This window comes from Castellaniella sp. GW247-6E4, from assembly GCF_040276065.1.
Classification (GTDB): domain Bacteria; phylum Pseudomonadota; class Gammaproteobacteria; order Burkholderiales; family Burkholderiaceae_B; genus Castellaniella.
Map to the genome: position 1 here is coordinate 39272 of NZ_JBELOI010000001.1, position 13960 is coordinate 53231.

The 13960-nt window shown below is 63.5% G+C and carries 11 protein-coding genes and 1 tRNA gene; 6 read left to right on the forward strand and 6 right to left on the reverse strand.

Annotation, left to right across the window (positions count from 1 at the left end):
* Nucleotides 1–20: 20 nt before the first annotated feature.
* Together miaA and mutL are read right to left on the reverse strand one after the other, a co-directional pair.
* Complete coding sequence (gene miaA, locus ABS761_RS00175) at nt 21–1043, reverse strand: tRNA (adenosine(37)-N6)-dimethylallyltransferase MiaA (protein ID WP_350405872.1); 1023 nt, start codon at nt 1041–1043, stop codon at nt 21–23.
* Complete coding sequence (mutL, locus tag ABS761_RS00180; RefSeq protein ID WP_350406592.1) at nt 1040–2881, reverse strand: DNA mismatch repair endonuclease MutL; 1842 nt, start codon at nt 2879–2881, stop codon at nt 1040–1042. Before mutL ends, miaA begins: the two co-directional genes overlap by 4 nt.
* A gap of 118 nt (nt 2882–2999) precedes the next feature.
* Between mutL and ABS761_RS00185 the strand changes: the two genes are divergently transcribed.
* Nucleotides 3000–3641, forward strand: coding sequence for a VTT domain-containing protein (locus tag ABS761_RS00185; protein WP_350406593.1), 642 nt, complete (start codon nt 3000–3002; stop codon nt 3639–3641).
* A 37-nt stretch (nt 3642–3678) separates the two neighbouring features.
* On the opposite strand, the gene ABS761_RS00190 is transcribed toward ABS761_RS00185, so the two are convergent.
* Both ABS761_RS00190 and tsaE read right to left on the reverse strand, forming a co-directional pair.
* On the reverse strand, nt 3679–5037 hold the full coding sequence (locus tag ABS761_RS00190; RefSeq protein WP_350405873.1) for an N-acetylmuramoyl-L-alanine amidase: 1359 nt from the start codon (nt 5035–5037) through the stop codon (nt 3679–3681).
* Nucleotides 5004–5510, reverse strand: coding sequence for a tRNA (adenosine(37)-N6)-threonylcarbamoyltransferase complex ATPase subunit type 1 TsaE (gene tsaE / locus ABS761_RS00195; protein WP_350405874.1), 507 nt, complete (start codon nt 5508–5510; stop codon nt 5004–5006). Before tsaE ends, ABS761_RS00190 begins: the two co-directional genes overlap by 34 nt.
* A 205-nt stretch (nt 5511–5715) precedes the next feature.
* On the opposite strand from tsaE, the gene ABS761_RS00200 reads away from it, so the two are divergent.
* Nucleotides 5716–5790 (forward strand) — tRNA-Arg (locus ABS761_RS00200).
* A 10-nt stretch (nt 5791–5800) separates the two neighbouring features.
* On the opposite strand, the gene ybaK is transcribed toward ABS761_RS00200, so the two are convergent.
* Complete coding sequence (gene ybaK, locus ABS761_RS00205) at nt 5801–6301, reverse strand: Cys-tRNA(Pro) deacylase (RefSeq protein ID WP_350405875.1); 501 nt, start codon at nt 6299–6301, stop codon at nt 5801–5803.
* Nucleotides 6302–6339: 38 nt separating this feature from the next.
* Nucleotides 6340–7242 carry a site-specific tyrosine recombinase XerD gene (xerD, locus tag ABS761_RS00210; RefSeq protein ID WP_350406594.1) on the reverse strand — a complete coding sequence of 301 codons (903 nt, stop codon included), beginning with the start codon at nt 7240–7242 and terminating at the stop codon, nt 6340–6342.
* Between the two features lie 691 nt (nt 7243–7933).
* Between xerD and ABS761_RS00215 the strand changes: the two genes are divergently transcribed.
* The 4 genes from ABS761_RS00215 (at nt 7934) to ABS761_RS00230 (ending at nt 13908) form a co-directional block, all read left to right on the forward strand.
* On the forward strand, nt 7934–9373 hold the full coding sequence (locus ABS761_RS00215) for a UbiD family decarboxylase (RefSeq protein WP_350405876.1): 1440 nt from the start codon (nt 7934–7936) through the stop codon (nt 9371–9373).
* A gap of 122 nt (nt 9374–9495) precedes the next feature.
* Nucleotides 9496–11433, forward strand: coding sequence for a TRAP transporter permease (locus ABS761_RS00220; RefSeq protein WP_350405877.1), 1938 nt, complete (start codon nt 9496–9498; stop codon nt 11431–11433).
* 108 nt (nt 11434–11541) lie between these two features.
* The gene (locus tag ABS761_RS00225) at nt 11542–12573 is read left to right on the forward strand and encodes a TAXI family TRAP transporter solute-binding subunit (protein WP_350405878.1); all 1032 of its coding nucleotides are present in this window, start codon (nt 11542–11544) and stop codon (nt 12571–12573) included.
* Nucleotides 12574–12675: 102 nt separating this feature from the next.
* Nucleotides 12676–13908 (forward strand): amino acid ABC transporter substrate-binding protein, encoded by a 1233-nt coding sequence (locus tag ABS761_RS00230; protein WP_350405880.1) that lies wholly within the window; start codon nt 12676–12678, stop codon nt 13906–13908.
* The last annotated feature ends 52 nt before the right edge of the window (nt 13909–13960 follow it).

The following is a 13960-nucleotide window of genomic DNA, read 5'->3' on the forward strand; positions in this document are numbered from 1 at the left end:
GGGCCGAAGGCACCCGCGCGCTAGCCGGGCCCGGCGGGGCCTTGCAGGCATGCAAAGGCGTCGACCACGCGCGCCGCGGCATCCTCCGCCTGACAGTCGATGACCTGGCGGTGGGGCAGTCCGCGCAGCCAGGTGAGCTGGCGCTTGGCCAACTGACGGGTGGCGGCGATGGCCCGCTCGACCGCCTGGTCGAGGGTGGCGCGCCCTTCCAGGAAATCCCACACCTGCCGGTAACCCACGCAGCGAATCGAGGGCAGGCCGGGATGCAGGTCGCCGCGCGCATGCAGGGCGCGCACCTCGTCCACCAGGCCGGCGTCGATCATGGCGCCGTAGCGCCGGGCGATGCGGGCGTGCAGCCAGGCGCGGTCCCCGGGCTCCAGGCTGAGCGTGACGTGCCGCCAGCCGGGCAGCGGGGCCGCTGGCCGATCATGCAGCCATTGCGTCATGCTGCGTCCGCTGCCGCGCCAGATCTCGAGTGCGCGCTGCAGACGCTGGCTGTCGCTGGGCGCCAGGCGGGCGGCGGTCTGCGGATCCACGCGGGCAAGCTCGGCGTGCAGGGCGGGCCAGCCCCGGTCGCTCGCTTCTTGATCGATCGCCCGGCGCAGCACCGGGTCGGCCTGCGGCAGTTCGTGCAGGCCCTCGCGCAGCGCCTTGTAGTACAGCATGGTGCCGCCGCATAGCAGCGGGATGTGTCCGCGGTCCGAGATCTCCCGGACCAGGCCGGCGGCCTCGCGCACGAACTCGGCCGCCGAATAGGTCTCGGACGGGTCGCGGATGTCGAGCAGATGGTGGGGCACCGCCGCGCGTTCCTGCGCCGAGGGCTTGGCCGTGCCGATGTCCATGCCGCGATAGAGGGTTGCCGAGTCCATCGTGATGATTTCGACGGGCCAGCGCCGCGCGAGTGCGAGCGCGGTGGCCGACTTGCCCGAGGCGGTGGGGCCGGCCAGGCAGACCAGGGTGCGGGCCGGGGGGGCGACGCTGTCAGGCGCTGGGGCCGCGGCCTCCCGTGCCGTCGGGAGCACGGGACTGGGCGTTTTTCTCATTGGCCCCGCATGAACAGCTTGTCCAGGTCGCCCATGCTCCATTGAAACCAGGTGGGCCGTCCATGGTTGCACTGGTCGGCGCGTTCGGTGCGCTCCATCTGGCGCAGCAGGGCATTCATTTCGTCGATCCCCAGGCGCCGGTTGGCCCGCACCGCGCCATGGCAGGCCATCGTGGACAGCAGTTCATTGCGCTGCTCGGTCAGGCGCGCCGAATGGCCGATGCGCTCGAGATCGGCCAGGACGCCGCGCGCGAGCGCCTCGATGTCGCCTTGCGCCAGCAGGGCGGGCACAGCGCGCACCGCCAGGGAACCCGGGCCGGTGGGTCGGATGCGCAGGCCCAGGGCATCGAGGGTCTCGCACTCGGCCTCGGCCAGCGCCACCTCGGTGGCACTGGCGCTGAACACCACGGGCACCAGCAGTTCCTGCGCGGGCAGCGGCGCGCCGTCGGTCGCCTGCTTCAGGGCCTCGTAGACCACGCGCTCGTGGGCCGCATGCATATCCACCAGGATCAGGCCTCGGGCGTTTTGCGCGAGGATGTAGATACCGTGCAGTTGACCCAGGGCCATGCCCAGCGGCAACTCGCCAGGGTCCGTCGCATGGGGCGCCGCTAAGGGCGCAGGGGCCGCGGGCCGCTTGCCGCCTTCCAAAGGCTGATAGAGCTGCCGCCAGTCGATGGCGGACGGCCTCTCGTTCAGGCTGAAGCGCTGCTGGGTTTGGGCGTGTGGGGGCGGCGCCGGGGGGATGGGACGGTATCCGGTGGCCGCTGGCGGGGCGGCGTCCCAGGCTGGCGCGGCCGGGTCGCCGGTCGATGGCGCCGGCGGCGCCTCGGAGGGGCCGGAGACCGCGGCGCCCCCGCGTTGGGCCAGGGCCTGCCCCAGCGCCTGGGCGACATAGCGGTGGACGGCCCCGCTGTCGCGGAAACGGACTTCGTGCTTGGCCGGGTGCACGTTCACGTCCACCGTCGCGGGGTCCAGCGTCAGGAACAGCACGTAGGCGGGTTGGCGGTCGCCGTGCAGCACATCGGCATAGGCCTGGCGGATGGCGTGCGCGACGGTGCGGTCGCGCACGTAGCGGCCGTTCACATACAGGTATTGGCGGTCGGCGCGGTTGCGCGCAAAGGTCGGGCGGGTGATGCGGCCTTCCAGCGCGATCAATCCCTGGATAGCCGACACCGGCAGGCTCTGCTCGTCGAACTCGTCGCCCAGCACATCGCGGATCCGTTCCTGGGGACTGGCGCGGGGCCAGTTGCGCTGGGGTTTGTCGTTGTGGAACACCCGCATCGCGACCTCGGGTTGGGCCAGGGCGATGCGTTCGATGGCGCCGAGACAGTGCGCGTATTCGGTGGCCTCGGTGCGCAGAAACTTCCGCCGCGCCGGGATGTGGTCGAATATCTGGCGCACCTCGACCCGCGTGCCGGCCGGGCCGGCAGCCGCCTCGGGCGTCATCGAGGGGGGCGCGATCCGCCAGGCCTGCGTGTCGTCCGGGGTGCGCGAGGTGATCGTCAGGCGCGCGACCGAGGCGATCGAGGCCAGGGCCTCGCCGCGGAATCCCATCGAGGCCACTGATTCCAGTTCCGCCAGCGAGCGGATCTTGCTGGTCGCGTGCCGCTGTACGGCCAGCGGCAGTTCGGCGGGCGGGATGCCCGATCCGTCGTCGCTCACCAGAATGCGGCGGATGCCGCCGCCGTCCAGGCGAATCTCGATGGCGCGCGCGCCGGCGTCCAACGCATTCTCGAGCAGTTCCTTGAGGACCGATGCCGGGCGCTCGATGACCTCGCCGGCGGCGATCTGGCTGATCAGGGTATCGGGCAGGGGGGCGATGGAGCGGCGGTCGGACATCGGGGCGGGCGGCAGGGGCATGATGATCCGGCCAGTTTAAACGGTTTGCGCTGGATGTTTGAAAAACGAACTATAGTGGCATGCGGCGCGCCGGCGCGCCGCAACCTCAGAGGCGGACATTGTGGAGTTTTTTCATTTGGTCTTGCATATCGACCAGTCCCTGGGCATCTGGGTCGAGCAGTACGGCGCCTGGATCTATCTGATCCTGGCGCTCATCATTTTCGGCGAGACCGGGCTGGTGGTGCTGCCCTTCCTGCCCGGCGACTCGCTGCTGTTCATCGCCGGGGCCTTTGGCGCCTCGGGGCTGCTCGATCCCGTTGTGCTGGGCGCGATCCTGCTGGCTGCGGCGATACTGGGCAACACGGTCAACTATGGCGTCGGACGCGCTATCGGGCCCAAGGTGTTCGAGAAGGACTATCGCTTCCTTGATCGCAAGGCCTTGTTGAAGACCCATGCGTTCTACGAAAGACACGGCGGCAAGACCATCGTGCTGTCGCGCTTCCTGCCCCTGTTCCGCACCTTTGCGCCTTTCGTGGCCGGTGTGGCCGCGATGAATGCCGTGCGCTTTCAGTTCTACAACATCATCGGCGCCGTGGCCTGGATCGCCGGCTTGATCACCCTGGGCTATTTTTTCGGCAATGTGCCGATCATCAAGGACCACCTCAACACCATCGTGTTGATTGGCGTGAGCGCCGCCGCGGTGCCGGCGCTGCTGGGCGTGCTGTGGAAATTATTGCGACGCGCGCCGGCGGGCAAGTGATTCCCGCCCGGCGGTGTGCCCTAGTGTCCTGCGCGCCCTACGCCCGGCGCGCCAGCGCGGGGCTGGCCGCGAAATAGTCCTTCACCCCGGCGAGCATCGCCGTGGCGATACGCTGCTGGTGCTGGGCGCTGCGCAGCAGGCGCTCTTCTTCGGGGTTGCTGATGAAGGCGGTTTCGACCAGGATCGACGGGATGTCGGGCGCCTTGAGCACGGCGAATCCGGCGCGCTCGATGCGGTTCTTGTGCAGGCGGTTGATCTTGCCGATCTCGCCCAGGACCCGGGTGCCGACCTTGATCGAGTCGTTGATCTGCGCGCCGGTGGACAGGTCGAGGAGGACCTTGGCCACTTGCTGATTGTGGGCGCCGAGGTTCACCCCGCCGATCAGATCGGCGTCGTTTTCCTTCTTGGCCAGCCAGCGGGCCGAGGCGCTGGTCGCGCCGCCCTGGGACAGGGCCCAGACCGATGATCCGCGCGCCGAGGGCTTGATCCAGGCGTCCGCGTGGATCGAGATGAACAAATCGGCCTTGACGCGGCGGGCCTTTTGCACGCGCACATTCAGGGGGACGAAGTAGTCGCGGTCGCGCGTGAGATAGGCGCGCATATTGGGTTGCGCGTCGATCATGGCTTTGAGGCGCTTGGCGATTTGTAGCACGATGTCTTTTTCACGGGTGCCGCCTCGGCCGATGGCGCCCGGATCCTCGCCGCCGTGGCCCGGGTCCAGGGCGATGAGGATGGGGCGGTCGCGCCTGGACGGCGCCGCGGGTGGCGGCGCCGTGGGCTCGGGCGCCTGCTGAGCCACCGGTGGCGGCAGTTTCTGGCCTTCGACCGAGGGGATCGGTGCCTCGGAGGGGCCGCTGCGCGCCAACTCGTCGAGGATGCCCGCCAGTGGATCGTTTTGCGCGTCCTTGAGCAGGGCCAGCAGGGGATCCTGGGCCACTTTCGGATACAGGTCGAGCACCAGGCGGTATTTGTATTCGCCCACGGGCTTGAGCGTGAAGACTTGCGGCGCGATGTCCTGCTTGAGGTCGAATACCAGGCGCACGACGTTAGGCCGGTTCTGGGCCACCCGCACGGTCTGGATGTAGGGGTCGTTGGGCCGGACCTTGGAGACCAGCTCGTTGATGGCGCGGTTCATGCTCAGGCCGTCGATATCGACGACCAGGCGGAACGGGTCGTCGAGCACGAAATGCTCGGCCTTGAGCTCGGAGTCCATCTCGAGCGTGACGCGCGTGTATTCATCAGCCGGCCAGGTGCGCACCGCCAGGATGGTGGCGGCGTGGGCAAGGCGCGGGATGACGGGCAGCAGGAACAGGGCGACGCCGCCGGAAATCAGCTTGCGCCGCAGCGGATCGGCCTGGTGGCTCAGGGGCCGGGCGGGGTCAGTTGCTTCAGCCATAGTCGTCCTTTGTCGCTGTAGGCGGCGATGGATGCGCGGCGGCCGGTGCCGGCATATTCCAGCAGAATGTCCAGGTCCGGGGGCGGCAGTTGGGTCCCGGCTTGCTCCGGCCATTCGATCAGGACGACGGCATTTTCGTCGAGCAATTCTCGAAAACCCGCATCCTGCCATTCCTGGGCATCGCTAAATCTATAAAAATCAAAGTGATAGCAGTGTAAGTTAGAAACGTTATAGCTTTCAAGCAGAGCATAGCTTGGACTTTTAATTCGACCCTGGACTCCAAGCGCCCTCAGCAGGGCGCGCGCAAGAGTGGTTTTCCCTGCGCCCAGGTCTCCGCGCAGGTGGATACGGCCTCCCGGGCTTGGAGGCAGGGTGTCGTGGCCGCGCAACAAATGGGCGAGCCGCTCGGCCAGCGCGGCGGTGGCGGACTCGTCGGCCAACATCGATTCGAGGGTGGCGAAAGGGCAAGTCATGACGGGTTTTCCGGATGGGTGGGCGTCGAGCTTCGGGCGCACAGTTTGCCGTGGGCACCCCGTGCCGAATTCACATGCGCGTCCACGCGTTTTTTGAAGAGCAGGGCGGCCTGCAATTATCGCAGACAATGCGCGCCGATCATGGTCGTATAGGGCGCGCAAGCCAAGAGAGTTTCGCGTCGCGATCCTTTATAATGGAGGGCTTGTCTCCTTAGTTAAATGGATATAACTTTCCCCTCCTAAGGGAAGATTGCAGGTTCGATTCCTGCAGGAGACGCCAGGCCTGTGGCTCACTCCTCGTCGTGCCCCAGCGCGACGCGCACAGGTTGCGCGCCCAGTGCCCGCGCCAGCGCGTCGGGGGCGACGCTGATCAAATAGCCGCGGCGGCCGCCGTTGACGTAGATCGCGGGGTATGCCATCAGGGTTTCCTCGATCCACACTGGCATGCGCTTGCGCGTGGCAAAGGGCGAAGTGCCGCCCACCTGGTAGCCCGAATGACGCTGAGCCGTGTCGGGGGTGCAGGGCGCGATTTTTTTGACGCCGGTCTGGCGCGCGAGATTCTTGGTCGAGACCTCGCAGTCGCCGTGCATGACGACGACCAGCGGCCGGGCGTGCTCGTCCTCCATGACGAGCGTCTTGGCAACCTGGTGCGGATCCAGCCCCAGTTGGCGCGCGGCTTCGCGGGCGCCGCCGTGATCCACATAATCGTAGGGATGCTCGCCGAAGGGGATCTTTTGTTGGCGCAGCCAATGGGTGGCCGGAGTTTCCGAGGTGTGCTTGGTTTTGGACATGATGCCGAGGCTCTAGGGTGTTGGCGGGGCGACGGGCCTCAGGCGCGCGGATGGTGCTGCGCGTGCAGCGTCTTGAGGCGTTCGCGCGCCACGTGGGTATAGATCTGGGTCGTCGAAATATCGGCATGGCCCAGGAGCATCTGCACCACGCGCAGGTCGGCGCCGTGATTGAGCAGGTGCGTGGCAAACGCGTGGCGCAGCACATGGGGCGACAGGGGCACGCGGATGTCGGCGTGTGCCGCGTATTTGCGGATCAGCAGCCAGAAGGATTGGCGGCTCATGCCCGCGCCGCGCCCCGTCACGAACAGCGCGTCGCAGAGGCGCTCGCCCAGCAGGGCGGGCCGGCCCCGGGCCAGGTATTGTTCGATCCAGTACAGGGCCTCTTCCCCGAGGGGCACCAGGCGGTCCTTGCCGCCCTTGCCCATGACCACGCGCACCACGCCGTCGCTCAGGCTGGTGTTCTGGACGGCCAGGCCGACCAGTTCGCTCACGCGCAGGCCCGTGGCGTACAGGGTTTCGATCATGGCGCGGTCCCGCAGGCCCAGCGTGCTGTCGACGTTGGGTGCCGCCAGCAGCGCCTCCACTTGGGCCTCGGACAGCGTCTTGGGAAAACGGGCGGGCTGGCGCGCGCCGCGCAGGCCCAGACAGGGGTCCTGCGCGCACAGGCCGCGGCGCAGGGCCCACAGATAATAGCGGCGCAGTGCCGCCAGGCGCCGGTTGGCGGTGCTGGCCTTGCTGTGCGCGTGCTGGGCCGCGAACCAGGACTGGATGTCCTCGACCCGTGCGGATTCCGGGGACCGCCCCGACTCGGTCCGCAGCCAGTGGGCAAAGGCCGCGAGATCGCGCCGGTAGGCCGCCAGGGTGTTGTCCGCCAAGCCGTCCTCGAGCCACAAGGTGTCGAGAAAGGCATCGATGCTGGGTGGGGTGACGGTGTTGGCCATGGCGCGAGGGCGGGTGGGTTGGGCAGGGGATCTTTCGGTGGCGTCGCCTTGGGCGATCTCTACGGCCGGATTGCAGGCTGACTTGCGCCCTGGCAAGTCGTTGGCGGCGTCGATATGCCCGTGCTTATGATACCGCCCCTCAACTTGGGCATGCATTTCATCGGTCGCTGGAGAGCGCCGCCGTTCCAGCCCGCCGGCCGAAAACCCGGGGTTGGCCTGCGCGCTGTTTATTTCGGGAGCCCCCGTTCGTGAAATGGAGGGCGATTATGAAAATAAAAACCTCGTGCCCGGAAGCATACCCGCTGAGGCATATTCCGGAACTAGAAATAATTCACATGGATCCATTATCAATATAATTGATAGATACAATCATTATATATTACTTGAGCTGATTGATAGCCGACTGTAGACTGAATTCATGGATCGCTGAAGAGATCTCTGGCCGAAATGGCCCGACCACCGTGTTTCCCCGGCGGGCCTCCCGCTTGATTGGGAAATATGACTGGCCGATCGAAAAGTATACGAGAGACGAGTCCCGGCAGGCTGAAAATCATTCATGGGCCAATACCGGATGGCCGTCGATAAAGAAAAACCTGTTCAAAACAGGATGGTGCCGATATTGACCCGCATTGACTCGGGGCAGTGGCAAGGTGGTTGCATATATAAAAATATCGTGGCAATGGAGGAAAGGATGGCACCGTTGCATGTTGAAAAGAGCTTCGACAGCCTGCGTGATTGGCTTCGACATCTGGCCGCAACAGATCGTCTTGCGGTACTCAAGGAAGGCATTTCCCTGGAGCATCGCCTGGCGGCGATTGCCAAGCGGCTGGATGGCGACAAGGCTGCCTATTTCCCCAAACCGGGCGGGCATGATATCGGCATTATTTCCGGCTTCATGTCCAAGCGCGCCTGGATTGCCGAGGCCATGGGGGTCTCGCAATCGGAACTGCTTGCGCACTATCGGCATGCGGCAGAAAACCCCCGCCCCTGGGTCGAAATCGAAAAGAACGCCCCGTGCCAGCAGGTCGTGCACCGCGACATCGACGTGCGGCGTCTATTACCCATCCCGACCCACAGCGAACATGACTCTGGGCCCTACATCACGGCAGGCCTGGTGATTGCCCGCAATCCGGTGACGGGGGTTCAGAACGTATCGATAAACCGTATTCAGGTCCACAGCGAAAGGCATATGGCCCTGCTGATGCTGCCGCGCCATCTGCATGCTTTTTATAAGGCGGCCGAGGATGCGGGGCAGGCGCTGCCGGTGGCTGTCGTCATCGGGGTGGATCCGCTGACGATGCTGGCCTCCCAGGCCATTACGCCGATCGATCATGACGAGCTCGAAATCGCCAGCGCCTTGCATGCGCAGCCTTTGCAGGTCGTGAAATGCCTCAGCAACGATGTGCGGGTGCCGGCGAGCTCGGAAATCGTCATCGAGGGCCGCATATTGCCGGGGGAACGCCATACGGAGGGGCCCTTTGGCGAGTTTCCAAAGTACTACAGCGAAAAAGAGCAGCGCGAGGTGATCGAGGTCGACCTGATCAGCCATCGGGAAAGACCCATCTACCACACCATCGTGCCGGCCGAAATGGAGCATCTGTTGTTGGGGGGCATCCCCCGCGAGGCGACCTTGCTGGGCCATCTGCGAGGCAGCCATCCACAGGTGCAGGATGTCCACCTGTCGGTTGGCGGCGTCTGCCGCTATCACTTGTATGTCAGGCTGCGTAAAACCCACGAGGGCTTGCCCAAGAACGTGATCCTGGCCGCATTCGGCGCCCATTACGATATCAAGCACGTGGTGGTCGTGGACGATGATGTCGACGTCCATGATCCCCAGCAGGTCGAATGGGCAGTGGCGACCCGCTTTCAGGCCAGCCGGGACCTGGTGGTGGTTCACGGGGCCCAGGGGTCCGTGCTGGATCCGTCCACAACGCTATATGCGCGTTCGCACGGCGAGGGTGCCGACGACGCCACCGTGCACGGCCTCAGTGCCAAAATGGGCCTGGATGCCACGCGCCCGGTGCATTACGAGGGGCATGTCTTCACCAAGGTCAGGATTCCGGGCGAGCAGGAGGTCGATCTCGACGAGGTGCTGTGTCCCGATACCCCTTTCGATGTTGATCAATCATGAGCGATCGGACGGCTGACCGTATGCCAATCACCTTTCTCCAGCGGAGCGCATCGATTATCGGCCTGTATTCAAGCCCGGGTTGCACAATTCAAAACCCGATGAAAGCATAAAAGGCTGTCATCATGAAAAAATATTTCAACCCGCTTTCGATATTTGCGATTCTCTGGTCGTGTTTTCAGATTTACGTGGTATACGGCATGCCGTTGAGCCTGATGGTGGCGGTTCCGATCCACGTCATGTTTGCGGCGATTCTGGTATTTATCAGCAAACCCTTGATCAAGAGCCGGGACGCCAGACACTACTCGAGCGCGCGGCTGCTGGATGTCGCCAGTGTATTGGCCTGCATCGCCATCGCCTTGTATTTCTATCTGGAACAAGGTCGCATTACGACTCGCATCGCCGGCGTGGATCCGGTGATGACCAGCGACTTTGTCGTCGGCATCCTCACGGTGATTCTCGTCGTGGAGGCAACGCGGCGGCTATTGGGCAGGGGGCTGACCATCGTCATTCTGGCGTTTCTGGTCTATCAGTTCATGGGCACCAGCATGCGTGGGCTTCCCGGGATCGGCGCATTGGCGCACGGCGGGGGCCTGACGGCATCGTTTTTCAGGCGGTTCCTGGAATTGCAGACGCTTCAGAATGAAGGCATTTTCGGGATTCCCAGCATCGTGTCCTATACCCAGGTGATGTATTTCCTGTTGTTCGGCGCGTTCCTGGAAACTTTTGGCGGCGGCAAGCTGTTCATCGATCTGGCGACTTTGCTGGTTGGCCGCTTTCGAGGGGGGATGGCAAAGGTCGCGGTCATTGGATCGACCATGTTCGGCGCCATCAGCGGCAGCGCGACGGCCAATGCGGCCATCGTCGGCAATTTTACAATTCCCGCCATGCGCAAGTCCGGCCTCAGCGCGGAGGAGGCCGCGGCGGTCGAGGCGGCGGCCTCGACAGGCGGGCAAATCATACCCCCCGTCATGGGAGCCGCGGCTTTTCTGATCGCGCAATTCATGGGGGAGTCCTATCGAAATATTGCGATCAGCGCGATCATCCCCGCACTGCTGTATTATGCGGCGCTCTTTTTCGTCATAGACAACAACGCCAAGAAATTCAATATCAAGGGGGTTTCGGCCGCAGAGTTGAATGTCACCTGGAAGTCCACCTTCCTGCGCCTCTATCTGTTCATACCGGTGGTCTCCCTGGTCTACGATATTTTTGTCGGCCGATCCCTCAGCACCTCCACGCTGCGCGCCGTCGTGCTGACGATAATTCTGGGCTATCTGACGAGGCTGTATGGGAAAGTCCGCGGCGGTCAAGGCGTGTTCAGCAGCATCGGCGCGGCTGCACGGGAAATCATCGGCGATTCCATATCCGCTCTTGAAAGCGGCGGCAAGGCATCGGTGACCGTTGCGATTCCCTGCGCCGGCGCCGGCATTATTGTGGGCATTGCCACCATGACGAACCTGGGTCTGACCTTCGGGGGATTCATGCTGGCGATATCCGGTGGATACCTGGTCCCGTCCTTGCTGATCGTCATGGTGATGGTCATCATCATGGGCATGGGCATGCCCACGACGGCGGCCTATATCATGGGCTCGATCCTGGCGGTCCCGGCGCTGCAAAGCCTGGATCTGCCTCTGATCTCGATCCACTTTTTCGTGCTGTATTTCGCCGTGCTTTCCATGGTGACGCCGCCGGTCGCGCTCGCGACATTCGTCGCGGCCGGGATCGCGGGGGCGGATGTCTGGAAAACCGGGTGGATTGCGCTGAGGAACAGCTTTGCGGGCTTTTTCGTGGCCTTTGCCTTGGTCCGCAGTCCCGCCTTGCTGCTGGAAGGCCCGGTGCACATCATCGTCCTGCACAGTCTCGTGACCTTGGCCAGTTGTTACATCATGGCCGCCTGCCTGGTCGGATTCTGGCGTACCCGCAATTCGAGGCTGGACAATATCTTGATGTTTGCAATCGCTGTTTCGTTCTTGTCTTTTGATGTCGTTTATGTCGGCGTCGGGCTGGCCATATTGGCGATTGTGTGGCTTGGCCAAGGGGTTCGTATACGTAAACTTGCTTGAGGATCCTTTGATCGACTCGCCCTGAAAGGGGGATTCAGAAACCGGGTGGAACCGATCGGATGATCCCGATGCAATGTGGCCGTTGAGGCCATCACCAAGGAGGTAGACATGTCTCATTTGAATTCCCGCAGGACCGTGATCAAGCTTCTCGGTCTTGGTGCATTGAATGTCGCATATGGCATCCCCGCCGCCTGGGCCGCCAAGGCGGAAGGCGCAAAGATGCTGACGGAGCCCACCCATATCCGGTTTGCCACGGCGGGCACGGGCAGCGGCTGGTACGCCATGGGCGGGGCCTTCAGAAATGTCCTTCTGAAGGGCTTGCCCAAGGGTTCCACCGTCGAAGTCATGAGTACGCCCATGGCGATTGCCAATACGTTTCTGGTTTCCAAGGGCGATGCCGATGTGGGCCTGAATTTTCCGCCTGTCGTCGCCTGGGCCGAGAAGGGCATCGGCCCCTTCAAAGAGCCGATCGACAATATCCGCGGCTTGCTGGGCGGCCTGGATCAGTATTGGCAGCGTGTGACCGTCAGAAATGGATATGAGCTTGAAAAGCTGTCCGACATCAAGGAAAAAAAGCTCCCAGTCCGGATCGGGACCGGCCCGGATGGCAGCCTGAACGAGTACATGGCCCGCATGATCCTCGAGGCCAATGGCATCACCTACGACGACATCAAGAGCTATGGGGGCGATGTCGTGCGTTCCGGCCTGAGCGTCATCACCGACCTTTTCCAGGACAGCCGCCTGGATATGGTGATGGGGATCACCACGCCCGGCCACCCCAATACCGCGCAACTCTCGATTGCCCCCGGCCAGCGATTCCTCGGGCTGCAGGAGCATGCCATTGAATACCTCAAGAAGCTCGGATTTTCCGAGGCCACGATGCCGGCGGGCATGTTCGAGAAGCAGGATTACCCGGTGAAAGGCGTAGGCTGGAGCACGGGCCTCTATGCATCGGCCGCCATGTCGAATGACGAGGCCTATTCCATCTGTAAATCCATCCTGGCGGGTATCGACGAGCTGAGAGGCAGCCTCGCGTCCATGAAGGACTGGACGCCGCAGATTGCATCGGACCCCGAGCGGATCGGAGGGACGATTCACCCCGGCGCCGAGGCTTATTTCAAGGAGGCCGGCCTGCGGTAAGGATAAGCGCCTGCGACAAGAACCAGCCATACGGACCCCGGAACTGCTCACGCGCAGGGTTCAAGTGACTCGAGGTGCCCCTCTGCGACGCACCGGGGCGGTATGGAAGACAAGGAGAGAGGCAAAATGAAGACGAGACTTTATTTGACGCTTGCGGCGAGTGCGGTCATTGGCTTGGCCGTCGCGCAGCCGGCTTCGGCCAAGCTTGACAGTTGCGACGGGCCGATCGTGCTGGGAACCACCCTGTCCGAAAGCGGTGTCTTCTCGACCCTGGCGGATCGCTGGCGCAATATGACCAAGATTTTTGCCGAAGAGGTCAACAAGCGCGGCGGTGTGCAGGTCAAGGATTGCAACAAGGGCCTGCCCATTGAATTCGTCATGTATGACGATCAAAGCGTGCCCGCCACGGCCGTCAGTTTGTATGAACGCCTTGCGTCGGTGGACAAGGTCGATTTCCTGGTGGGACCCGACTGGTCTTCCATCGGGGGGCCCGTGTCGGCCGTGGCCGAGCGCCACAAGGTGCCCATCGTCATGGCCAATGTCGCGACCCCGTCCATTTACGAGCGCGGGTTCAAGTATGTCTGGGGGACCCCTGCGCCGGTGGTGCCGCGCTGGTCGGAGCGCTATTTCGAGATGCTGGCGGGCGTCGACCCGAAACCGAAAACGATTTACTTCATCACTGAAGACAACCCCGTGATGAAAGGCATCACCACGGTCTGGAGCAAGAAAGTCGAGGACCAGGGCTTGAAGGTCGTCGGGTCGGAAATGTTTTCCAGCACCCAGAAGGACTTTACCGCGGTACTCGCAAAAGTCCGCTCGCTGAAACCGGACATCATTTATGTCAGTTCGTTTGACGGGGCTTCGGTGCCGCTCGTGCAGCAAATGGCACAGATGCAGATCAAGGCGATGGATATCCACCACACCATGCTGACCGGCTCGCTCGAGCGCCAGGTCGGTGCGGATATCGAGGGATGGACCGGCGAACTGGTCTGGTATCAGGGGGTGAAGGGCGACTACAGCGATCTCATCGACACGGTGCTCGAACGCTCCAAGGTGGATATGTTCGATTACATCTGGACCCTGGCGCGGCTGAATTCGTACTTGGTCATCATGCAGGCCATCGAAAAAGCCGGTGCGGTCGATCGCGAAAAGGTCAAGGCGGCGTTGTATCGCGGGACTTTCAAGTCTCCCGCGGGGGACATCGTCTTTGACGAGAACGGCTTCCCCAATACAGGGGCCTTCACGATTCAATTGCAGGACGGCAAACCGGTCGTGGTCTGGCCCAAGGATGTCGCCACGGGGCAACTGCGCTGGCCTGCGACGGCTTCCAAGTGATCGGTGAGTGACTGGCCCGGCCGTTCCATCGGGGCGGCCGGGCCGGGGGCGT

Excerpts from the sequence above, each read along its gene's own strand:
- ABS761_RS00230 (WP_350405880.1), top strand. The coding sequence starts at position 12,676 with ATGGAAGACAAGGAGAGAGGCAAAATGAAGACGAGACTTTATTTGACG.
- ABS761_RS00225 (WP_350405878.1), top strand. The coding sequence starts at position 11,542 with ATGTCTCATTTGAATTCCCGCAGGACCGTGATCAAGCTTCTCGGTCTT.
- ABS761_RS00215 (WP_350405876.1), top strand. The coding sequence starts at position 7,934 with ATGGCACCGTTGCATGTTGAAAAGAGCTTCGACAGCCTGCGTGATTGG.
- ABS761_RS00190 (WP_350405873.1), bottom strand. The coding sequence starts at position 5,037 with ATGGCTGAAGCAACTGACCCCGCCCGGCCCCTGAGCCACCAGGCCGAT.
- ABS761_RS00220 (WP_350405877.1), top strand. The coding sequence starts at position 9,496 with ATGAAAAAATATTTCAACCCGCTTTCGATATTTGCGATTCTCTGGTCG.
- xerD (WP_350406594.1), bottom strand. The coding sequence starts at position 7,242 with ATGGCCAACACCGTCACCCCACCCAGCATCGATGCCTTTCTCGACACC.
- miaA (WP_350405872.1), bottom strand. The coding sequence starts at position 1,043 with ATGAGAAAAACGCCCAGTCCCGTGCTCCCGACGGCACGGGAGGCCGCG.
- mutL (WP_350406592.1), bottom strand. The coding sequence starts at position 2,881 with ATGTCCGACCGCCGCTCCATCGCCCCCCTGCCCGATACCCTGATCAGC.
- tsaE (WP_350405874.1), bottom strand. The coding sequence starts at position 5,510 with ATGACTTGCCCTTTCGCCACCCTCGAATCGATGTTGGCCGACGAGTCC.
- ybaK (WP_350405875.1), bottom strand. The coding sequence starts at position 6,301 with ATGTCCAAAACCAAGCACACCTCGGAAACTCCGGCCACCCATTGGCTG.